Raw genomic sequence first — 22,962 nt, 5'->3', positions numbered from 1 at the left:
ACTTTTGTTTTTTTATTTCTAACTTTCCCTCGGGCCCTTGAGGAAAAAGCTGAAAGCGTAGTAAACTGTTTTTACCAACGTAAATGCCTTTCCCTGAGTTTTTTCAAACATTGGGGAATTGGGTGGCCTTTTTCATAGATCTCTCCTCTTACAATAGAAATATCTTTTGGTGCATCAATGGCAAGTCTTAAATCTCCCTCCACGGACACCACCTGAATTACTATGTTTCCATTGATTACGAGATACTCACCTGGATTCCTTCCTAACGATAACATTCGCGTCACCTCCTTGTTTTTACGAAGCCTGCATTGATATTTTTGTAACTAATTGACATATATTCCCAGAATGTGTATTACAACAACCTGCTTTTATCTTTGTTTCTTTTATTTTGTGTAACTTCTAGATTTTTCAAAAAAAATCCTTATTAAAATTTTTCTTTAGCCGATATACATTTTAGTGAGTAATTCACGCGTATTTAAAGGATATAATCAGCTTTTGCCTGCGCAGTTTATGTTCCTATAATACACATTATGGGAACATGGTAAATTGAACCTGTTTTAAATAAATGGTGCCCGGTAAAGGTCAATATAAATCAAAAAAAGAGTCTTAACCTATCTGTTTTACAGACGAGTTAAGACTCTTTTTCGTTTATCTTTTAACTATTAAATTGGTATATCACCATGTAACGATTTTATCAATCAGGCTCTGCTGCTCCGTTGCCGTCCTTCTTAAATATATCCTTGTGGTCTCAATGCTTTCATGACCCATAAGGTCAGCAAGAAATGAGATGTCGTTGTATTTTTCCAGAAAATTCTTTGCATATCTATGTCGAAAGGAATGAGGATAGACCACATCGGGATCAAGTCCGTATTTTATAGCATATCGTTTTAACTGCTGACCAACTCCCCGGGTTGAGATCCGTTCCCCGTAGCGGTTTTTAAATAAGTAACCACTGGTTATCTGATTTTGATCCATCCATACCTTCGCTTCCCGTTTCAGCTTTTCGGGAATATAGACTCTGCGAAGCTTTCCACCTTTGGAGTAGAGATCCAGATATCCAAGTTCAACATGCTCTGCCTTGATCTGTATCAGTTCACTGACTCTGGCGCCGGTTGCTGCCAGGAACCATACGACAAAATACCATTCCATGTTTCCATCCTGCTTTAATTTCTTTTTTAAATATTGATAGTCTGCATTACTAATTACATTTTCGAGGAAATTTTTCTGCTGTATCTTAACATTTTTAAGCTGCAGGGGCTGCTGCTCTTTATAATAGAGATATTTATTCATGGCCTGAACCTTTAAATTTACGGTTTTGGGTTTATAACTTTCCATGAGATAGCCTTTATAGGCCAATAAATTATCTTTGCTGATATCATTATATTGGGTGAAATAAGACCTTACTGCAGATATATAAGTGATGATTGTACTTTCAGATAAATTTTCACTGCGAAGATATGATTCAAACTGCATTTGTGCCTGCGTTCTTTCCCGCAACTGTGCCTCCATTTGCTGTCCTCCGTACGCAAATATTCATGCATATCAATTTTTAATAGAATAACATAAGACTAAACCAACATAGATGAAGGGCATTGCTCCATAGCTTAATAATCTGCCATGCCGCAACGCCCCCGCTACCATCATCAACTATCTTTCCGTACTTGTTTCTGAATGACCATAAAAGGTAAGCAGATATAATCCGCAGATCCCTACGACGGCATACACGATCCTTGTCAGCCAGGTCATGCTGCCGAAAATAAATGACACCAGGTTGAAATTGAAGAAACCTACCAGCCCCCAGTTTACTGCACCGATGATGGCAATTGTCAGAGCTGTGTAATTTAATGCTTTATTTCCCATGGCACTACCTCCTTTTCCCTTATATTATGGAGTAGCTTCTTGGTTTTTATACATTATTTTCCCAAACTCGTGATTCTTGATCTGATTTCGTCCTCCCGGTCTTTAAATAAAAGACTTTTATTATATTGATAATAGCGTTCACACTCATACTCTTTTAAAAACTTCATACTGTAAAAACCAGTATTTAGCTCTGTAATAAACAATACCATTTCCTGGCCGGCTGCAAAGGATGCTTCCAGAAAATCAAATGCGTGCTCAAGGGATTTTCCACTTTCTGAAAAAAACATATCGTATCGTTCTGTTTCTTTTTGGAATCTCTCTCTAATCTGCTTCCAGTCCTCTTCCATGTTGTTTTTTGAAGATTTTTTAATCGTTTCTTCTATATTAAGCAGCATTGCTTCTACATCACGGTATAAAAAATCTTCCCGTCTGTTTAAAAGTCCTGCTTCCCGTTTTTGTTTTACGGATTCACTCCACTGGCTTCTTACGTCACGTAACCGTTCCACCATGGAGGTGCTTGTGTTCCCATCTGTTTCCGGATCAACTTTTTTCAGTTCTTCCATTAACAGGCCTGTACGGTCTCCCTGATCAGCCACCTTCTTAAAATGCTGACTCAACCTGGATAAAAGGAGTCCCATTACATTTAGCTTCTCATCAAAGGGAGCACGGCTTAATTTGTTGCACAAACTTTCCCGGATTGTGCCAGACAGTATTTCGTCAATCTGATAATCATCCCGGTATTTATAGTACAGCTCCAGATAATTGGCAAAATCCTTGGCTATCTTTGGATACTGAATGTACTCACCCACTACATCACGATCTGGCTTCTTATCCAGACGCTCATAAATTTTAATGAAACTGGATAAATCCTCCCAGCCTCTTGGCGTTGCAAAGAATTTTCCATCTACTGTAGTTTCAATCCGACAGAAGTTTTCCGTTCTTGCATTCAGATAGGAAATAACTGCAGGATGGACTTCATGCTCATAGGCATAAGCCTTCCAAACCTCATAATCCGGCTCCACATGAATCAGTTTTATACGATCTAAGGTAACCACATCAAAATCACGGACGGATTTGTTATACTCCGGAGGATTTCCCGCAGTTACAATGATCCATCCTTCTGGTATGCGGTGATTTCCAAAAGTTTTATATTGTAGGAATTGAAGCATGGTGGGTGCCAGTGTTTCAGATACGCAGTTTATCTCATCAATAAAGAGAATTCCCTCCGATAACCCAGTGCTTTCTATCTTATTATAAACAGATGCCACAATTTCACTCATGGTATATTCCGTCACACGGTACTGTTTTCCTCCATATTCCTTATCTGTGATAAATGGAAGTCCCACCGCGCTCTGTCTTGTATGATGGGTGATGGTATAAGCCACCAGACCAATCTGGCACTCTCTTGCAATCTGCTCCATAATCTGTGTTTTTCCCACTCCGGGCGGTCCCATTAAGAAAACCGGTCTCTGCCGCATTGCAGGAATTTCGTAGGAGCCGTAGTTATCTTTTAACAGATAAGCCTCTATGGTATTTTTAATTTCTTCTTTTGCTCGTTTTATATTCATTGTTTTGTTGGTCTCCTGTTAATTTACTTCCAGATCCTCCCTGGTCAATATTACTTTCATTGCCCAGCCTGGCACTGATATGTCCTGATACTGATCTTCCATAAACACAAATGCAGTTTCATAGGGAGGCATTTTTACTGGATAGATTCCTTTGCCGTCTGTAAAATACAACAACCCCCGGAGTTTTTTAAAGGTTCCTTTATTCAGCAGACCATTTACATACTCAAATGCAGGCCGAAAATCAGTTCCTCCAAATCCGGAAAGAGTGAAATGTTTCATATAATCTTCCATTTCTTCTCTGCTTGTAATTGTTACATCGGAACGGATCTGTTCATCACACTGTATGATATGAATGTTTATTTTACGAAAATAACTTTCAGATTCCCCAAGAACCTCGTAGGTCTGCTCCAGAAAGCTTCGCACCAGATCACCTGAGACAGACATGGAAGTATCGATTACGATTACAAAATCTTCAATCTTAAAAACTTCTCGTGTCTCAAGAGGTTCAATCAAAGGCATATTTTTATAGAGCGTCAGGCCATACGTATAGAATATGGAATCATAAGAATCAGGATCTACCTCCGCTTCCTCTTTCAGAACTGCGAATTTTCTTAAAAACCGTTTATAATCATAGCGTTCCCGGTTTTCTATCTTTACCTGTTCCAAAAGCTGTCTGGAGGAATCATCCTCCTCTTCTCCAAAGGATTCCATCTCCGTTTCCATTTTATCCCTGATATCCTGCCATTTATTCTGACGTTCTATCTTCATACGGGGATCTTCTTCCTGCTCCCACTTATCATGGCTGTCTACATAAAATTCTGTCTGCATTCGGCGAAATGCTTCTTCTGACAGATTCATTTCCATAAGAAGACGGTAGATACCTTCCGCTGTGAATACAGTAAGTCTGCTTTTTATCTGGCCATAAATTTCACGCCGATATGGTGACTGGTGCTGAAAAACAGATTTTACATAAAATCCATCCAGTATTGATTCAACCACAATATCACATGCCAGATCCCAGTATTGCTTATCACGGTTTCCCATAGAGCCCAGATGCCAGAACAAACAGTGAAAAAGCATATGAAGATATGCCCGGTTAATTCTTATACGGCTTCCCCGGAACATGGAAAACAACAAATCCGGCTGATAATAAATTACATAGCCGTCTGTACTGAGACCGGAACCGGAACGATCTGCTTCAAACCCAAAACTGCTTAATGCAACATCTAAATATCTGAAGTTTAAATAAAGTTCGTTTCTTGCATTACCAAGTATTTCATGTCCGAGTTCTACCTCGTTCAGTTCATCAAGCTGACGCTGTCTCACCGGATCAATCATTCTATTTACCTTCTTTCTATACTTTCCTAAATACAGTAAAACCTAAATATTATATACAACGCTAAAGGAATCATTCTGACAGCGATTCTATATAAATTCATTCTAACAAAATTAGTACTCTTTTTCTATTGTTTTGGCCTTACTTTTAATCAAAGTAAAAAAGAAAATTATAATAAAGCAAGTTTATTTTCATATTAGTGCATTAAAGTAAACTAACAGTTCACCATTCTACACCCATTTATAATTTATGTCAATACCCATGAACAGGCATTTAAAAAAGGTGCATGAAACCAGCGAACTCCCATTTCATACACCATTCTATATTAATAATAATATTAAAATTAATTCATACTAAAGAGAAAATGTACGTTTTTTTACTGGGAAACGCAAATGTCTTAAATCCATTAGTGAACTTAACAGCTCCGTATTATTATTTTCCGATGCCAGATCCATCATCCGGTCAAAATCTGTCTGATCCTTGCAATACTCAGCTGCCAGCCAGAGAAATAATTCACTTTCTTTTTGTGTCGCTTCTGCAGCTGCCTGTAGATGCTCCCTCAAATAATCCTCATAAGTCTTTCTGTCTCTGGGAAGAAGATTAAGAGGCGTATACAGTCTTAAAAGCGCAAGCGCTGCAGTCAGGCGATCCGGCTCCTGAACACGGACATGGGGAAATAATGCATCATATTTATGAAACTGAAATTCGGACTGGTCGAAGCAATATCGGTACAAATGACCGCATCCATGCATCTCCCGGAATACAATCCGAGCTGGCGTGTGTTCCACCGACTCCTCGTACATTTCAGGAAATATCAATCTTGCAGTCATTTCCTTTGTATAATAATTTACATAAAGTTCCTGCCTGAGCTCCGATACAATGCCCTGCATACAGGAACGGCTCCCGTCTGTAATATGAAGATCCAGATTTCTGATTCCAAGGCATCCCGTAAATAAACCGGAGCCCAGATCCGCTATAGAGCTGTAACACTCCAAATGGCGAAATTTAAAACAATTATAAAAAGCGTAGTTTCCAATTTTTCTAATGGAAGGAGGTAGATACAGATCCTCTAAAAGATCGCCTGTTATTTCTGGAGGCAGATCCTTTTCCTCATAGGAAGCGGGATTTCCCTCTTCATCGCACATTTGAATGCCATTTCCCATATGAGAGAGCATCTCATTTCTTCCTTCGCTGTTGGAGAATGCATACTCCGCCAACTCCGTCACTGGAAGATTTCCAATTTTTTCCGGAACACGCACAACACCCCCGTACCCTCTGGAGGTCAAAATCCGCACATGGTCATTTACTGTCTGATATAAAAACATTTTAATACCTCTCCAATAGATTGTTTAACAAATCAATATAACAGAAAAGGACATAAAAATCAACAGTTAAAAAAAAGAACCTTCAGGAAAAATAATTTTCTCCTGTAGATTCTCCTTATATTTATTCTTTATTCAACGTTAAGTTCATGCTCCCCATGCGGTAACCGTCTAAATCCAGTGTCACGTAGGTAAATCCAATCCGATGAAACTCTGCCGTTATCACACTTTTTTTAGGTTCTGTAATAAGCTGGGCAATCTGATCCGGGAGCACTTCAATCCTGGCTATTGTACCATGGATGCGGACTCTCACCTGGGAAAACCCTAAGTCCAGTAAAAGCTGTTCCGCTTTGTCAACCATAGAGAGCTTTTCTTTGGAAATAGTTTCCCCATACACAAACCGGCTGGACAGGCAGGCGAACGATTGCTTATTCCATGTATCTAATCCCAGTCCCCTGGATAACTCCCTTATTTCCTCCTTATTCAGCTCTGCATAGCGAAGGGGGCTGTGGACCCCCAGCTCTGCAACTGCAATGAGCCCGGGACGGTAATCGCCGTTATCATCCAGATTAGAGCCTTCCGCTATCTCCTTTATCCCATGCTCTGCCGCAACTTCTGCCACTTTTTCAAACAACTCATGCTTGCATAAATAGCATCTGTTTTTTGGATTGCTGCTAAAACCTTCTATATCCAGTTCTTCACTGTCAACAATAAAATGCCGGATTCCTTCTCTCTCACAAAACTGCATTGCCTCATTCAGCTCCCGTTCCGGAAAGGAACAGGATTTGGCTGTCACTGCAATCACCCGGTCTCCAAGAACTTCATGTGCCGTTTTTAATAAAAATGTTGAATCCACCCCTGAAGAAAAAGCAACTGCCAGACTTTCCAACTCTGAAATATAAGTCCTCAATTTCTGGTCTTTCTCTTGTATATTCATATAGTCTCCTTTTACCACACTTTATTAATATGTTTATAGGAATTATAGCAATCAGGAAGAGAAGTGTCAATTCCTCATTTTCACAAACTCTTCACAGAAGCATCATGATCTGGTCACATTTTTCCGGTATATTAATAATTACAAAGAGGCTAATAACCCTTTCATATAAATACTTTTTCATACTTCAGCCGGTAGGATCCCGCCAATCTTACCGGCTCCTCCCTTTTTCTAAGCCTATTGAGCCCGTCTGTAATAACAGAGGCAGCTCGACACATCTGATTGTAATCTGTACCTTTTTCCTATATAATAAATAAAAACAGTTACAATAGGGGGATCATATGAAAAAAGTAAAAATTCTATTATTATCAGCATGTCTGTCATCTCTTTTCGCCATACAATCGTTTGCTGGTTGGATCCAACAGGATAATGGTCAGTGGAAATACGATCAGAACGGAACACCAGTGGTCAGCCAGTGGATTGAGGATCAGGGTAACTGGTATTATTTTGATGAAAATGGTGTGATGTTAACAAATACCACACAAAATATTAATGGTGTAAATTATACCTTTGATGCTTCCGGGAAATGGCTTGATTCAAATGCCGACAAAGAGAAAACTTCCAATACATATAAAAATACAGAATTTGGGTACTCTCTTGAGATTCCAGGGGATGTGACCACTACTGCTTTTGATGGTAATACTCAAACATTTGATATATCCAACGACAAAATGTTAATTACATTTGATAACGAAACATGTCCTGAATATCTTGATCCACAAATATATGCCAATGCATATGAAGTGGGTTTTGTCAGTGCATTAACGGAACAGGTGACTTTTATTGATCGAACCAACACTCAGCTGGGGGAATTTGCAGCAATAAAATCCAGATATATCTACAGTAATGTTATTAATTTAGATTTTTATGCCTGTATCCGAGGAAATAAAATAATATTTGTCTTCTCATTATATACACCGGATACCCAGAGTAAAGCCCAGGAGATATTAAACACATTAAAATTACTAAAATAGAAAATACGAAAAGAAAGAAGTGAATATTATGTATTTTTGTGCTTCCTGTAAAGTTCATTCCTGCAGTTCAGGTGATTTTTCAAATGCACCCAAAGGCTGCCCAAGTCTCTCAAATGATATGGAGAATCTGTCATCTTTATATCAGGATGAGGAAAACTTAAAAATCTCCAGGGCTTCTGCGATTGTGGTAAGTGACAGATATGGTAGTAAAACCAGATTGGAAGAAACCATGGACTTTGCCAGAGAATGTGAATACAAAAATCTGGGGCTGGCATTTTGTATCGGGCTTACAGAGGAAGCAGAAGTATTGCGGAAAGTACTTGTAAGCAATGGTTTTCAGGTGGAATCCATATTATGTAAAACCGGTCATCTCTCCAGGGAGCTAATTGGAATTCATGATAATCCGGTGGCTATGTGTAATCCAATCGCACAGGCCCATTTTCTCAATGAAGCAAAAACGGATTTAAACATCGTACTTGGTCTTTGTGTCGGACACGATTCTCTGTTTATAAAGTATTCCGAAGCTCCTGTCACCGTATTTGCAGTCAAAGACCGTGTATTGTGCCATAATCCTTTGGGCGCGATTTATCAGGCCAATGCGTATTATCACGATAAGCTTTTTCCTTCGAAGGATTAAGCTCGCCATTTGAAATCAGATGCTTAATGACAGATAGTAAGGCTGCTAACGCTCATTCTGGACGTTAGCAGCCTTACTGTTTGTATTTATTGATTAAATGAACCAATTTCAATCAAATTACCTTCCGGATCTGCAATATAGCAGGTACGCTGCCCCCATGGCTCTGTGGCCGGTTCCATAACCGGAGTAGCTCCCTTAGAAACCACATCCTGGAATGCCAGATCAACAGCATCAAAATTTTCCACGCCCAACGCAATTTCATAATGCCCATTAATCCCCTTGGCATAATGAAATCCCCTGTTTGTCATCTTCTCAAAATCACTTCTCCGATACAGCAAAAACAAGGTACCATCTTTCTCCAGGTAAACATTTGTTGTGTTTTCGTCTTCCTTTATATCAAATCCCAGTACATCACGATAAAACCGTACCATTACTGACATATCCTCTACAAAAATGCCAAATCCATCTAATTTCATATCTTAGTCATACCTCCTTTTTTACTATCATACTACATATAACAGGACAACTGTCTGTCACCTATTCATTATGTCATCAGATAGAATTAATATCCGAGGATATGATACCGTAGTAATTAACATCACGGTAATTATCATCATGCTTATTAAAGTGCCTTAGAATACCTTCACATTTAAAACCACATTTTTCCATGACTCTGCATGATGCTTTGTTATCTGAAAGCACTAATGCTTCTACTCGCTCAAATTTCAGAGCGTTAATTGCATGTAATACCAGCTTTGTGGCAATCTCAGTGGCATAACCCTGATTCCAAAATTCAGGCAGCAGATTATAGCCAATCTCACATCGATCCGCATTCCTGTTTATTGAAATAATTCCAGCCTCTCCGATATACTGGCCATTATCTCTTTTATATAGAGGCATAAATCCCCCTTTGTTCTGTTGCCTTGAAACAATTTGTTCATTTAATAAAAGTTCTGCTTCCCCCATACTCTGCACAGGAACAAAAGTTGAATAAGTCCAGACAGATGGGCATGATTTCAGCTTATAAAAATCATTAATACAGCTCTTATCATATTCTTTTAAACACAGACGCTCCGTTAGAATCTCCATTGTTCTCATAGATCCTCCACTGCATTTCACAAACTATTCACAGTTACAACAAACTCCTATCACAATTTCCCGGTATAGTAATAAATGTAAAGAGGCCAGTAACCTTTTAGAATATACTTTTTTTCATACTTTAGCCGGCAGGATCCCCCCTCTTGCCGGCTCCTTCCTTTTCTGGTGTCACATAACAAATCACTGAAATGTCCTGTCCGTTATATATTGGTGCCACAGTCCGCATAAATTTAAGGCTCCCCGAAATCCCATAAATGGAAGTTCATAAGGGTTTATACTCTGAGACAGAATGCTGCGCCTGACTTCAATGGAAAACAACCCGGGATTATTCCTAAGCTCTACTCCATCGGACATATGAATTCCACCCTGAGCAAATGTAAATCCAATCTCGTTCATGGCAAATGTGCTAATACCTCTGGCTAATTCATCTTCTCCGCCAATCCATATGTTTGCCCGCTCTTTATGAAGTCGGGTATAAAGCTGGCAGATATGTTTTGCATGGGCGACCTCTTCCTGCTCCTTTTTAAGGAAAGTTTGTTCTGCCCTTTTACCAAGAATTGTTTCCAGTTCCTTTATCCACTGAAGAGTTCCGGCAAGTCCATAAGGTGCCAGATAAAGGTAGGGAACGCCCCACTGTTTATAAAGTAGCTTAGCTGCTTTAAGGCCTTCTTTTCGAATAACCAGCGTTATTTTTGCCTTTGTCATTTGGCAGATCTGATCCATACTGCAGGATGATCCCAATATTGCCGCCGGTTCCATGTCAAAACCTCTCTCCATCATGCGGCAGATCTCTGCTGTGTCCGCCTGAAAACGTGACCAGTCACAGGAGATTCCAAATAAATTAAAAGAATCCTTTTTTAATGTACCGATTCCTTCATTGCCTTCTTCTGACAAGTGTCGGACAATTTTCTCATAGGCTTCCTCCATCCCCTGTTCCCTTGATGCCTTAAAATTACCTGCTTTAAATGTAATAATTGGGATGCCCGGATATGCCGCCGACAGCTCTTCACCAATGGATTCCAGATCGGTCCCAATCATCTCGGGCACACTTGATGGAATCAAAAATATCACTTTGGCACGACCAGGTTTTACCACTTCTTCTACACATTCTTCCAGCCTTTTTGTAATCCCCAGTGCAATATCCTTTTCGGACAAATGAGTAGATATCAATTCCCCATATTTTATCATCCCGGTCTGATTCATCCATTTTTGGGCGTACAGCATATGTCCCATAGAACCATATTCAATGACTGCGCTGTCATAGATTGTCGCCAGCGACCATATTAGTCCCATTCTTCCCGATGGCTCCGGTACGTTCTTATAAAGCGGCATAGGTATTCTCCTCTCTTAAAAGCCCGTCAAGAAGTTTAAGAAGGGCAAGGGTTCTCTCATATCCAATGAGCGGCGGCAAAAAGCTTCTTCCAGCTTTCAGACAACCAATCTCCTCTCCAATCTCTTTTCCAATGACAAACCGATAACTTCCCGGCTTTTCAAAACCAAGCTCCTTAAATCCGTCTTCTGCTATGCTATCTTCTACAAGAAATGCAGTCAAAGGATTGGAACCGTGGGACAATATCTTATTTTTCCATTCTTTCATCCACTGCTGGTATTCTTCCAGATGAAGAAAACAGGGCGTCATAGAAAGGGAACACAGATACTCGGTTAAAATCAGGGCATCCGGAATGTTTGCTGTAAGGAGAAAGCGGCTGCCCTCTAACCTTTCTCTCACACTGGCCTCTAACTTAGCGGCCTCCTGGGAGTGGGAAAAGACCGGAGTCTCTTTCAACAGAAGGGTGGCTCCGATTTTCTTATATACCTCCTGAATGCCACCTCTTCCATAAGTTTCTCCCAAAAAAACATAAGGGATATCATAGATTGCTTCTAACCGCTTTGCCAGCGGAAGGAAATGGATATTCGTGACGATATTGAGGCAGGAACTGCTGATTTTAGTAAACTGACTTAATTCAAAGACATCTTCAATTGTAACGATATCATAGGAAGAAGGCCCTGTATACAACCATTCACATAGTTCCCTGCCCTCTTGTGACTGGGCTCCGCCTAAAAGAAAGACCATATTTTCCTTCTTTGATGCATCACAAAATTCTGCCAGTGCCAGATAAGTTTCATAATAACCAGCCTCATAGCCATTGCGCTTATAATGGGCCAGATCCATGGCAGCTGCCCTGGCCCTGTGCCCTGTACCAAAACTTTCCGTAATTTCCTGAATGTCTTCTCCAATCAGTGCCGGGACACAAGTCATTATGACAGCAATTGCATCTGCCCCGTCTCGTTGCATTTCTTCCAGCGCTTTTAGTAATCCTTCCCGGCATCCAAATACCACTTCATTGTCATCTAACACATACGTATAGTGAAGTTCTCCATCAGGACCTTTTGGTGTCTCCATTACATATCTGCTGTAAAATCCGCACTCCGGCATTCCCACAACAAGCGTGGAAACACCCCTTACCCCCTGAAGCGTTGCCAGAGCCGTATGCATGGGACAATGATGCCCCACGGCCGGGGCTGCATGGGAAAAAGGGATTCCCTGATTGCTCTCTACCTCAGATAACAGACAGGCCTTATGCTGTTGACTCATAAAAATCTCCTTTTCAGTTTGGTAAATAACTGGCTTAACTAAAAATCAAATTGCCAAGTTTCTCATAGTTTTTTGCCATCTCACTATCCGGGAATGCACTGACTACGGTTTTTCCCAATGCTTCTGCCTGCTGGATCAGCGGATTTCTTGGTATCTGAAACACCACCTGGGTCTCAATCTCCCTGGCTGCCTGTTCCACCAGCGCTTCTTCATTATCAATGTTTTTGCTGTTTAAAATAATTCCCCGGAGAGAGGCATATTTTCGTTTCCCAAACATCTTAACGGCTGATGCAATGTTATTTGCTGCGTACAAGGACATCATCTCACCGGAAGATACGATGTAGACTTCCTCTGCATAACCGCCCCGAATTGGCATGGCAAATCCACCGCATACCACATCTCCCAGGACATCATAGATTACAATATCCGGCTGATATACGGAAAATGCATCTAACTCCTCCAGCTTCTCAAATGCCGTTATAATTCCTCGCCCTGCACATCCAACTCCAGGAACCGGTCCTCCGGCTTCCACGCATAGTACGCCTTCATCTCCCTCATGGACCAGATCCGTAAGAACCAGATTCTCTTTATCCCGCAAAAGCTCCAGTACCGTTGGAATTTTCTTTCCTCCGGTCAAATTCCTGGAGGAATCTGCTTTAGGATCACACCCGATCTGCATCACTCTATATCCTTTAGCAGCCAGTGCTGCAGACAGATTGGAAACTGTAGTGGATTTTCCAATGCCGCCTTTTCCGTATATTGCTATTTTCTTCATATTTTAATGACCTCCATTTTACTACACGATTGCTGTTTCTACCACCGCTGTGTCAATTTCCTTGCTACGGCAAAGCCGACAGGACATGCAAACCGGCTTTTTACTGTAATCTTCTATCATAATATCCGCCTCAATCTGATAGACCTCCCGGAGTAACTCCCTGGTAATCACCTGATGGGGCGTACCTTTCCCTATTACTTTTCCTTTTTTTAATGCAATGAGATAATCCGCATACCTGGAAGCCATATTGATGTCATGAAGCACCATTACAATGGTACACCCCTGGGTTTTATTGAGATTTTCTAATAGTTCCAATATCTCAAGCTGATAGGCCACATCCAGATAAGTAGTTGGCTCATCAAGTAAAATTATATCTGCCTGCTGTGCCAATGCCATGGCTATCCACACCCTCTGCCGTTGTCCTCCGGACATATGGTCAATACTTCTTTTGCCAAGTGCTGAAAGATTGGTAACTTCAAGCGCCCACCTGATTATCTCCCGGTCCTTTTCACTTTGTTTTACAAATCCCTTTTGATGAGCATATCGTCCATAAGATACCAGTTCTTCCGCTGTCAGACCTTCGGGTGCAAGAGGACTCTGAGGAAGAATTGCAAGTTTCCTGGCAAATTCTTTACCGGATAACCGGTAGATGTCTGTGCCATCCAGATACACCACTCCCTTTTTCGCCTTCATAAGCCTTCCGATGGTTTTTAACAGAGTGGATTTGCCGCATCCATTGGGACCTATGATGGTGGTGATTTTACCAGAAGGTATCTCTAAGCTTAAGTTTTCAATAATAACATTCTCCCCATAAGCCACTCTCACCTGTTCTGTCTTCAATTCTCTCATCCTGGTTCCTCCCAAATGTTTTATATTCCTGTGTTCTCTTTTCTTCCAGCACGGCTGTTTGCAACTAAAAGAAAGAGGAAATAAGGTGCGCCTAAAATTGCAGCTACAATTCCTGCCGGAATCTCCGACGGCTCTATTATAATCCTGCCTATGGTATCCGCTGCCAGTACCAGAATTGCACCGGTCACAGCGCAAAAAGGAAGAAGAATCCTGTGTCTGGAGCCAACAATTCTTCTTGCCATATGTGGTCCTAAAAGTCCTACAAAATGCAGGCTTCCGCTTACTGATACAGAAGCGGCCGCTAGTGCCACCGCCATAAATAGGAGTATTTTCTTCTCTTTTTGAACTGAAACTCCCACTCCGGCAGAAAGTTCATCGCCGACCATCAAAATATCCAGCTCCCTCGCTCTCAAACACAGGTATCCCATTGCGGTAAAAATCCAGGGGACCAGACTGATAACCATCTTCCAGTTGGAATTATGAATACTTCCCGCTTGCCAGACAGCCAGAGTATTGTACTGAGTGTCATCCAGTTTAAGGACCAGTATGGTCATCAGTGCATTGATACCGGCCTGAATGGCAATTCCATTGAGTATCAGACGGGCAGTATTGAGTCCCCGTCCTTTTTGCACTGAGATGACATATAGCAATCCACTGGTCAGCAATGCTCCAAGCAAGGATAGGAAGGGAAGGCTCAGAACACCTCCCATACTAAGGGTACCGGACAATGTCATAAAAATCAGAACTACGATTCCTGCACCGGAATTAATGCCCAGAAGTCCCGGATCTGCCAACGGATTTCTCGTAATGCCCTGCAGCACACATCCTGACAGGGAAAATCCCATGCCCACTAATATAGCAGTCACGATACGAGGAAGGCGGAAGTCGAATACAATCATGTTCTCTCCACCATCTCCCCCACCGCTTAAAATACGCAGCATATCTCCCATTCCAATGGGAGTATAGCCAGCGTTAATACTTACAAAGAAAAGGAAGCCTAAGAGCAGTAATGACATTGCCAGTAAACGAATACAGCGGGACTGTTTCCATAGATTCTGCATTTAATCCCTCCCCCTTTCTTTGCTTGCATAATAAAGAAAGATCGGGACACCAATCACCCCGATTACCGCTCCCAGGGGAATCTCAGCCGGAGCATTAATGGTCTTTGAGAACACATCTGCCACCACCACCAAAACGGCTCCCTGTAAGGCGCTGATCGGGATAATGAGCCGATAATCCGGTCCCACCAGAAATCTTACAAAATGAGGAATCATCATTCCTACAAAAGTAATACTTCCGCAAAGAGCAAAGGAGGTTCCAGAAAGCAGTACTACCAGAATCGTTCCCAGTCTTCTGGTCTGTCCGGTGTTTACTCCTAACCCCCTTGCGGTCTCCTCTCCCATATTCAAGATAGAAATTCTCTTTGATAAACCAATTCCAGCCACAATGCTGGCGGCTATTACGGGGCCTCCGATCCTTAACTGGGACCAGGTGACTCCAGAAGCATTTCCCATGGTCCAGAACATAATACTTTGGGAAGCATTGGTGTAGATGGCAATGGCCTGGCTGATAGCAGAAAATAATGTGCTTACAGTAGCCCCTGCAAGTACCAGCTTCATGGATTCATTTCCCCCCGGAACCAAAATGCTGATCAGATGTACGCTCCCTGCGCCAAAAGCGGCTCCAAGAAAGGTCATTCCAATAATCCCGGAATAACTCATTCCCTTTAAAAATATCAGGGAAACTGCCAAAAATAATCCCGCACCTGCACTTAGTCCCATAAGACCGGAATCTGCCAGTGGATTTCTGGTCATACCCTGCATCATTGCTCCTGCCACAGCAAGTGCAGCTCCGATTAAGGCACCGGAGATCGCTCTCGGTACTCTCATGTCCCGAACCAGCAGATGATTTGAGTCGTCTGCATGAAACGAGAAAAATGAGTCACTCACGACCTGAAAAGTGAGGTTAGCGGCACCCGTCATAATGGATATGAAAATCGCCACGCAGAGCACAAAAAGGCTGCCTGAAATCACGATTATAGCCCGGTTCCTGTATTTCATTCTTACTCCTTCCCACTCAATCTGTCATTAGTAAGTGCATTCTGTTGTAATTCATATAACTTTTTATAAATCCCATTGCCTTTCATTAGCTCTTCGTGAGTTCCTTCCTGAATTGTTCCGCCTGGCTCCACCACAATGATACGGCTGGCATCTTTAATGGTAGAAAAACGATGGGCAATTAAAAGTGTGGTTCTTCCTTTGGAAAGTTCTCGTAAGGAGCGGTGGATTTCCATTTCATTTTCTGCATCAAGAGCTGAGGTTGCCTCATCAAGAATCAGAATCGGGGGATTTTTTAAAAACATTCTTGCAATGGATAGTCTTTGCTTTTGCCCGCCGGAAAGCTTGATTCCCCGCTCCCCGATCATGGTTTTCATTCCTTTGGGCTGTTCTATAATAAAATCATAAAGATTTGCCTGCTTTGCTGCTTTCCACAGCTCTTCCTCACTTGCATCTTGTTTTCCCACCCGGATATTTTCTTCTATTGTTCCGGAGAAAAGAAATACATCCTGCGCCACTACACCGATATGCTGTCTCAAGGATTTTAAACGGATATCCTGAATGTTCTTTCCTTCAATGTGAATGGAGCCTTTGCTGATTTCATAGAATCTTGGAATCAAACCGCAGATCGTACTTTTTCCAGAGCCAGAGTTTCCTACAAAAGCTACCGTCTCTCCTTCCCTTATGGTAAGAGACAGATTCTCAAGAACCGTTTTTCCTTCTTCATAGGAAAAGTTCACATCCTTAAATACAATCTCGCCCTTTGGCTGTTCCAGTTCCACTGCATCCTCACGGTCCTTAATATCAGGCTCTATCTTCATGAGTTCCACAAAATTTTGAAATCCAGCAATTCCTTTTGGGTATCGTGCAGCAAAATTACTTAGCATTTCAACCGGTTTTAGCAGCAGATTGGTAAGCAGAATAAAACTAAAAAATTGTCCCTCACTGATTCTGCCATGGAGTGCCAGCCAGCCACCAGCCAGTATAATTAACACCGGAAGAAGTTTTGTGACAAAATATGTAATTCCATTACAGGCCGCCATTCGAAGAAAGCCCTCCTGCTGCCGTTTGCAATAACGCTCTGTGGTTTTTTGGAATGTCTCTCTTTGATGTGCTTCACAGCAATAAGCCTGTACCACACGAATTCCCGCAAAATTCTCTTCCAGTTCTGCTGACATCTCTTCCACATTGCCAAACAATCTCCGTGAAATATTGACCATGACCTTTGTAAAATTAATATTGACCGCTAACAGTAACCCTACATTTATTACGATCAGGCAGGCAAGCATCTTACTGATCGACATCATAATGATCACTGTGGTTACTAACATAGATCCGGCAACCAGAAACTGCTCTGGTGCATAGTGAGCAACCGTTCCTATCTGATGCAGATCGTTCGTAACCTTTGCAATTAGCTGTCCGGTTTTATTATTATCAAAGAACTGATAAGACATCTTCTGCAAGTGGGTAAAGAGGTCATTACGCAGGTCATTTTCAATGTACATGCCCAGCTTTTCACCCCAATAATCAATGACCATATATAAAAAGGTATTTATAAAATATGCAAGAACCAGCAAAAGACTGATTTTTACCATCTCATCCCATTTTCCCAGGGGAAGCAGGTCGTCAACAATGTGACTGATGGCATAGGGAAATAATAATTCAATTACAGCTACCGCCACTGCACAGAGTAAATCAATTAAAAATAGAAATTTATAGGGCTTATAATACTTTATTGCCTGTTTTAACATCGTTTCTCTCATTTCTAAAGAATGAAACAGACAGATACATTCGTAAAGACACCGTATCTGCCTGTTTGAAAATACCACTTTTCCTTAAGTTTCTGCAATTTAATCGGCCGTTAATTTATCAGTGATAAAATTTACGGTATATAAAGTTGCAAGAGGACTGGCTGCATGTCCGCTTCCATCAATCTGGTATATATGTTCATTCTTTACCGCCTTTAATGACTTCCACACAGAGTTATTCTCAAGTTCTTCCAATAACGGCTCATCCCCGTCAAATACATTGACAAAGATGTAATCAGGGTTCATCTTAACAAGTGCTTCCATTGAAATCTGCTCATAAGTTTCTGACTGTGTAAAGCCCTCCGGAACATTTAATCCCAGTCCTTTCTCCTTATCATATAGATCCGGGCGGTATGCAACGTAATATTTATCTTTACCCATAAGTGAAAACTGAACTACGGTCTGGTCTTTATATTTTTCTGCCAGCTTTTCTCTGTCCGCCCCCAGCTTTTCATCCATGTCTTTAATTACTTCTTCTGCCTTGTCCTGTTTATTCACTATTTTTGCAACTTCTCTCAGGCTAAGCCGCCAATCCATCTTCGTATCATTTCCAAAGACAGCGACTGGTCCGATTTTCTCCAGATTTTCAATCTCCAGATTTTTCATATCATAGCTCTGGTTTAGTATCATATCCGGTTTTAACTGGGCAAGCAATTCCAGGTTAAGCTCACTGGCACCAAGATCCTTCACTCCGCTTACATCGTACCCCGAAAAGGCATCCCAGGTCTTTATGTAATTATCTGCACCAGATACAGCAATTGGCTTAACTCCTAAAAGAATCAAGGTTTCCCATAACGGAAGATAATTGGTCACCACCGCTTGTGGTTCTTTTTCAATGGCAATGGTTCTTCCTGCTGCATCTGTGTATTCATATGGATAAGTTATTCCGGATTCAGTAACTGATTCCACAGCTGATTCAGTCATATCTGCTGAGTCCTTTATATCTGCAGTTGTCTTTTCCCTGTTGCTTTGACAGCCTGATAGTAATGACACGGATAATGCTGTAGCGGCTACAATGGATAAAATTTTTTTCATATGGTCTCCTTTTTACTTTATCTTTCCTTTACAAAGGAGAATATAGCATAAGAAAATGGGAAAATGAATGGACTTTTTCCCAAATTAATATGGATTTTTTCCAAAATGGCGATGAAATACACTGGGCGCTATGCCTGTACTCCGCTTGAACATCCGGCTAAAATGAAGTGCATCCTCATAGCCAATCCGTCTGGAAACCTCTGCAATGCTTAAACTGCTTTCTGACAAAAGCTCTTTGGCTTTTTTCAGTTGGATATCCATAATATATCTCTTTGGTGGGAGTCCTGTCTTTTTCTGAAAGGAATAGGAAAACTGCTTCCCACCCATTTTAAAATGTTCTGCAATCTGAGATACAGATAAATTGTCTTCCAAATGTTCCTGAATGTATAAAAGAACCTCCTCAATCCAATCCTTTGGCTTTTTTACCGGACACTCTTCGGAAAAGGCAAAGAGTTTTTCAATCAGCTCATATAATAAAATTTTTGTGGATAGCATATATCTCGTACCATATTGCTTCTGCTGGTCCATGATGTAATCTGTAATTTTCATGATTTCCTCACTCTGACTGGGAAATAGATTTATTGTATAATGCATATTTAAAAGAGAATCTATCCTTTTTTCCTCTTGTAACACCCGGTAATGGAGCAATATGAACTCCCACTCTTCCTCTCCAATTACTTCCTTACTTAAGTTCATGTCCGGCCCTGCATGGAGGATGGTTCCTCTTTTCAACTCATAGTTTTCATTACATACCTTAAATAATGCTTTTCCATGGATGGGAATTACAAATCCGCAAACCCCCTGCATGGTCGTCACAGCATCTACCCTGCTGCCGGGAGGAACGCATATATGGAATGCTTCGTCCATTTCTAAATTTGCTTTTGCATATTTCAACACTAAATTGTTTTGATTCATTTGTCTTTCCTCTTTAATATGAAGCACTGCAGTCATTGAGTTAGTTTTAGCTAACTTTTTAGTATACTATAGCATAAGTTTTAGAAATAGGCAATTTGTTTGCCATTATCAGTAGATTACATTCTCATTAGCATAAACAACTATAAAAAATGCAGGGTGAGGAAATTTACAATTTCCTCACCCTGCATTCACTATCTTTAATCCCCAACCTTCCTTGCCACAAACATCTGACTCAACACCAGCCAGTTAGCCCGGAAGAACTGCATAATCTGCCAATATCCTGCTCCCGTTAATCCATACTCTTTTATAAGATCAAATTTAGCCTTATAACTCCTCACATCTTCAAACCAGACTTCATGTTCCACTCCATATTTCCAATAATGGAAAAATGGTGACATGGCCTCTTCATCAAACTGAATTTCTGCACCATTTTCAATTGCAATCTGAACCGCTTCCAAATTGCTTACGGTTTCCGCTCTGGTGACTCCCCTTTCGTATGGGAGCGGCCAGTCATATCCGTAATTCGGGATTCCCAGACTGATCTTATATAATGGGATTTCAGTAATTGCGTAGTCTACCACTTTTCTAACCATATTGATTGGTGCTACTGCCATGGGCGGGCCGTATGTATACCCCCACTCATAAGTCATAAGCAAAACCCTGTTTGCCGCTTCCCCCAGAAGCCTGTAATCCACGCCCTCATATAACAGCCCGCTCTGATCTGCCGATGTTTTGGGGGCAAGTGCTACTGTTACCTGATAGCCAAACTGATTCATGATCTGGGTGATCCGTTTTACAAAGTCCGCATAAGCCTGACGGTCATCTGCCATAATGTACTCAAAGTCAATATCCAGACCGCCAAATCGTTTCTCCTGCATGATCTTACCAAGATTCCATATCAGGCGCTGCTGAATCTGTGGGTTGTGTACCAGGTTTGTTACAAGATTATTATTAAACCGGCCGTCTGGTCCGAAGGGCGTTAAAGTCAGAATCGGGCGCACTCCAGCTTCCAATGCACGATCGATCATCCAGTCATCCGGGCTCTGAGGCGGAACTATATCTCCCTCTAACGTAAATCCATAGGAAAAAACGTAAAGATCAGTGAGAAATGGAAGGGTTTCATCCAGATTATCCGGATTAATGAAGGGATATGCATAGCCAAACACATAAAGAGGAATCCTGTCTTCGGGAGGACTGTCACCCCTGATATAAAGTGCCTGACCAACTGCCAGGCGGTATGGAGGATAAATCTGATTGTCATATGTCAAAGCTTCTACCGGAACGTTCTGGGACGCGGCAATGGAATCTACACTGTCACCCGGCTGTACTACATATATGTTCATAGCAGCACCCTTTTACCTGAATTGGTAAAGCATATGAAAAATCAGCTGGAAACATGATAGAAACATAATAGAAACTGCTGAATTACATTGATTACAATTTAAAAGAACTATATAGGCGAGCCCGTCATACCGGACCCGCCTGTAGTTTGTCTATAAAAAACTAATTATTCAAGATTAAAGACAACCGTTGCATCTTTACCGTATCCGAATGACTCAACTTTAAAAGTAACAGGACTATTATCGTTAAGTATATAAATATCTGCAACATTTCGTGTTTCTCCTGGCTCAATTAATTTAAAGTAATCTACTTGACCTTTGTGTGCCCTATGAGTCTCATCATTATCTTTACGAATTATACCAAGATCAAGCTTGACACCATTTTGATAAGCTGACGTGTAAATAGAACCACCACTAGCGGACATAATGCCATTGGAGTTGTTTGTGAAATCAAAGTATATAACTATTACAGCATTACCATGATAATCAGTAGATAATTGGTAATCAGTGTATTTCTTGCGGTATTTATCTGTTGCAATATCAAAAAGTGGCTCTTGAACCAACTCTCCATTAATACCAACCTGTTTTCCATCTGGTGTAATAGTGTTTGCTAACATATAGCCTGATTCATTAAAATAGTATTGTTTACCATTAATTTCTTGCCAACAATTTATAGGATAACTTCCATTATCATTCTGATACCACCAGCCTGTCGTATCTTGTTTCCATTCCCCTGCAAAAGCTGTCATACTCATTACAGTTGTCGCAATGATAGTTGCAACAACTAATTTTACTTTTTTCATTTGTCTCTCCCTTGGTTTTTATATTTATATCTATTTATTATAACTTAAATGCAAATTATGGCAACAATTATTTAGAAAATATTACCAAATTATTTTTATTCTATAATTAAATAAAACAATATAGATAAATTAGATACGTAAATATATCACATTAATTACATTGTATATAGTTATTTACTTCGCTAATCCAGGATAATGCAGCGCCCCGCTAAATCAAGGATTTCCAAGCTTCATAAAAATGTAATGTGCTTTTTTACTGCCTTCGTTGTATAATATTGAAAAAAGGAGGTTATCAAATGCAAAATATCTTAGTATGTGACGATGACAAGCAAATTGTTGAAGCGATTGATATATATCTGACCGGAGAAGGCTTCCATGTAATAAAAGCCTACGATGGCTTTGAAGCTCTGGAACTACTGGAGGAAAATGAAGTGGATCTCATGATTCTGGACGTAATGATGCCTGGTCTTGACGGTATCCGCACCACCTTAAAAGTGCGGGAAACCAGCAGCATCCCGATCATCATTCTTTCAGCCAAATCGGAGGACACCGATAAAATACTCGGTTTAAATATTGGTGCAGATGACTACATTACCAAGCCATTTAACCCACTGGAACTTGTGGCAAGAGTCAAATCTCAGATGCGCCGCTATACCCAGCTTGGAAATATGAATCAGCAGCCTGCCGGACAGATTTATAAATGCGGTGGACTTGCTATTAACGATGATAATAAAGAAGTTACGGTTGATGATGAAATCATTAAGCTGACTCCTATTGAATATAACATCCTTTTACTTCTTGTGAAAAACGAAGGAAAGGTCTTCTCCATTGATGAGATCTATGAACAAATCTGGAATGAGGAGGCAATTGGCGCCGATAACACGGTTGCTGTTCATATCCGCCATATCCGGGAAAAAATCGAGATCAATCCCAGAGAGCCGCGGTATTTAAAAGTGGTCTGGGGCGTTGGGTATAAGATCGAAAAGCAATAGGAG

Annotated in this window: 23 protein-coding genes; 3 read left to right on the top strand and 20 right to left on the bottom strand. The window is 40.9% G+C overall.

Annotated features, from left to right (window positions below):
• Positions 1–71: 71 nt before the first annotated feature.
• The 7 genes from BXY41_RS00225 to larE form a co-directional block, all read right to left on the bottom strand.
• The gene (locus BXY41_RS00225; RefSeq protein ID WP_104433384.1) at positions 72–275 is read right to left on the bottom strand and encodes a carbon storage regulator; all 204 of its coding nucleotides are present in this window, start codon (positions 273–275) and stop codon (positions 72–74) included.
• Between the two features lie 400 nt (positions 276–675).
• Positions 676–1,509 carry a tyrosine-type recombinase/integrase gene (locus BXY41_RS00220; RefSeq protein WP_242979998.1) on the bottom strand — a complete coding sequence of 278 codons (834 nt, stop codon included), beginning with the start codon at positions 1,507–1,509 and terminating at the stop codon, positions 676–678.
• Positions 1,510–1,647: 138 nt separating this feature from the next.
• On the bottom strand, positions 1,648–1,860 hold the full coding sequence (locus tag BXY41_RS00215) for a DUF378 domain-containing protein (protein ID WP_104433382.1): 213 nt from the start codon (positions 1,858–1,860) through the stop codon (positions 1,648–1,650).
• Positions 1,861–1,913: 53 nt separating this feature from the next.
• A complete protein-coding gene (locus BXY41_RS00210; RefSeq protein ID WP_104433380.1) occupies positions 1,914–3,428 on the bottom strand; it encodes an ATP-binding protein in 1,515 nt (504 codons plus the stop codon).
• A gap of 18 nt (positions 3,429–3,446) precedes the next feature.
• The gene (locus BXY41_RS00205) at positions 3,447–4,766 is read right to left on the bottom strand and encodes a vWA domain-containing protein (protein WP_104433378.1); all 1,320 of its coding nucleotides are present in this window, start codon (positions 4,764–4,766) and stop codon (positions 3,447–3,449) included.
• Between the two features lie 351 nt (positions 4,767–5,117).
• On the bottom strand, positions 5,118–6,089 hold the full coding sequence (locus BXY41_RS00200; RefSeq protein ID WP_104433376.1) for a leucine-rich repeat protein: 972 nt from the start codon (positions 6,087–6,089) through the stop codon (positions 5,118–5,120).
• A gap of 121 nt (positions 6,090–6,210) precedes the next feature.
• Positions 6,211–7,023: an ATP-dependent sacrificial sulfur transferase LarE gene (larE, locus tag BXY41_RS00195; protein ID WP_104433374.1), complete on the bottom strand. Its 813-nt coding sequence runs from the start codon at positions 7,021–7,023 to the stop codon at positions 6,211–6,213.
• A 338-nt stretch (positions 7,024–7,361) separates the two neighbouring features.
• Here larE and BXY41_RS00190 point away from each other — a divergent pair, with 338 nt between their 5' ends.
• Together BXY41_RS00190 and BXY41_RS00185 are read left to right on the top strand one after the other, a co-directional pair.
• Positions 7,362–8,054, top strand: coding sequence for a hypothetical protein (locus tag BXY41_RS00190; RefSeq protein ID WP_104433372.1), 693 nt, complete (start codon positions 7,362–7,364; stop codon positions 8,052–8,054).
• A 28-nt stretch (positions 8,055–8,082) separates the two neighbouring features.
• A complete protein-coding gene (locus BXY41_RS00185; protein WP_104433370.1) occupies positions 8,083–8,691 on the top strand; it encodes a DUF1847 domain-containing protein in 609 nt (202 codons plus the stop codon).
• 86 nt (positions 8,692–8,777) lie between these two features.
• Here BXY41_RS00185 and BXY41_RS00180 read toward each other — a convergent pair whose 3' ends face one another.
• The 13 genes from BXY41_RS00180 to BXY41_RS26595 all read right to left on the bottom strand — a co-directional run bounded on the left by BXY41_RS00180 (position 8,778) and on the right by BXY41_RS26595 (position 21,967).
• On the bottom strand, positions 8,778–9,167 hold the full coding sequence (locus BXY41_RS00180) for a VOC family protein (RefSeq protein ID WP_104433368.1): 390 nt from the start codon (positions 9,165–9,167) through the stop codon (positions 8,778–8,780).
• A gap of 76 nt (positions 9,168–9,243) precedes the next feature.
• Positions 9,244–9,789: a GNAT family N-acetyltransferase gene (locus BXY41_RS00175; protein WP_104433366.1), complete on the bottom strand. Its 546-nt coding sequence runs from the start codon at positions 9,787–9,789 to the stop codon at positions 9,244–9,246.
• Positions 9,790–9,969: 180 nt separating this feature from the next.
• On the bottom strand, positions 9,970–11,121 hold the full coding sequence (locus BXY41_RS00170; RefSeq protein ID WP_104433364.1) for a nitrogenase component 1: 1,152 nt from the start codon (positions 11,119–11,121) through the stop codon (positions 9,970–9,972).
• Positions 11,108–12,385 carry a nitrogenase component 1 gene (locus BXY41_RS00165; RefSeq protein WP_104433362.1) on the bottom strand — a complete coding sequence of 426 codons (1,278 nt, stop codon included), beginning with the start codon at positions 12,383–12,385 and terminating at the stop codon, positions 11,108–11,110. The genes BXY41_RS00170 and BXY41_RS00165 overlap by 14 nt, the downstream gene beginning before the upstream one ends.
• 34 nt (positions 12,386–12,419) lie before the next feature.
• Entirely contained in the window at positions 12,420–13,160 is a 741-nt protein-coding gene (locus BXY41_RS00160; RefSeq protein ID WP_104433360.1) for a nucleotide-binding protein, read from the bottom strand.
• Positions 13,161–13,181: 21 nt separating this feature from the next.
• Positions 13,182–14,009, bottom strand: a complete 828-nt coding sequence (locus BXY41_RS00155; protein ID WP_104433358.1) for an ABC transporter ATP-binding protein — start codon at positions 14,007–14,009, stop codon at positions 13,182–13,184.
• A gap of 20 nt (positions 14,010–14,029) precedes the next feature.
• On the bottom strand, positions 14,030–15,070 hold the full coding sequence (locus BXY41_RS00150) for a FecCD family ABC transporter permease (protein WP_104433356.1): 1,041 nt from the start codon (positions 15,068–15,070) through the stop codon (positions 14,030–14,032).
• A complete protein-coding gene (locus tag BXY41_RS00145) occupies positions 15,071–16,069 on the bottom strand; it encodes a FecCD family ABC transporter permease (RefSeq protein WP_104433354.1) in 999 nt (332 codons plus the stop codon).
• 2 nt (positions 16,070–16,071) lie between these two features.
• Positions 16,072–17,817 carry an ABC transporter ATP-binding protein gene (locus tag BXY41_RS00140; protein WP_104433352.1) on the bottom strand — a complete coding sequence of 582 codons (1,746 nt, stop codon included), beginning with the start codon at positions 17,815–17,817 and terminating at the stop codon, positions 16,072–16,074.
• A 99-nt stretch (positions 17,818–17,916) separates the two neighbouring features.
• A complete protein-coding gene (locus BXY41_RS00135) occupies positions 17,917–18,909 on the bottom strand; it encodes an ABC transporter substrate-binding protein (RefSeq protein WP_104433350.1) in 993 nt (330 codons plus the stop codon).
• 84 nt (positions 18,910–18,993) lie between these two features.
• Positions 18,994–19,824 carry a helix-turn-helix domain-containing protein gene (locus BXY41_RS00130; protein WP_170072115.1) on the bottom strand — a complete coding sequence of 277 codons (831 nt, stop codon included), beginning with the start codon at positions 19,822–19,824 and terminating at the stop codon, positions 18,994–18,996.
• A 197-nt stretch (positions 19,825–20,021) separates the two neighbouring features.
• Entirely contained in the window at positions 20,022–21,167 is a 1,146-nt protein-coding gene (locus BXY41_RS00125) for a glycosyl hydrolase family 18 protein (protein WP_104433346.1), read from the bottom strand.
• Between the two features lie 164 nt (positions 21,168–21,331).
• Positions 21,332–21,967: a DUF5067 domain-containing protein gene (locus tag BXY41_RS26595; RefSeq protein ID WP_104433344.1), complete on the bottom strand. Its 636-nt coding sequence runs from the start codon at positions 21,965–21,967 to the stop codon at positions 21,332–21,334.
• A 296-nt stretch (positions 21,968–22,263) separates the two neighbouring features.
• Here BXY41_RS26595 and BXY41_RS00115 point away from each other — a divergent pair, with 296 nt between their 5' ends.
• Positions 22,264–22,959, top strand: coding sequence for a response regulator transcription factor (locus BXY41_RS00115; RefSeq protein ID WP_104433342.1), 696 nt, complete (start codon positions 22,264–22,266; stop codon positions 22,957–22,959).
• Positions 22,960–22,962: the final 3 nt, after the last annotated feature.

Source organism: Lacrimispora xylanisolvens (assembly GCF_002934545.1).
In the GTDB taxonomy this organism is placed as follows: Bacteria; Bacillota; Clostridia; order Lachnospirales; family Lachnospiraceae; genus Lacrimispora; species Lacrimispora xylanisolvens.
Note: the sequence above shows the minus strand (reverse complement) of the source record. Positions and strands in the feature narration are given on the sequence as shown.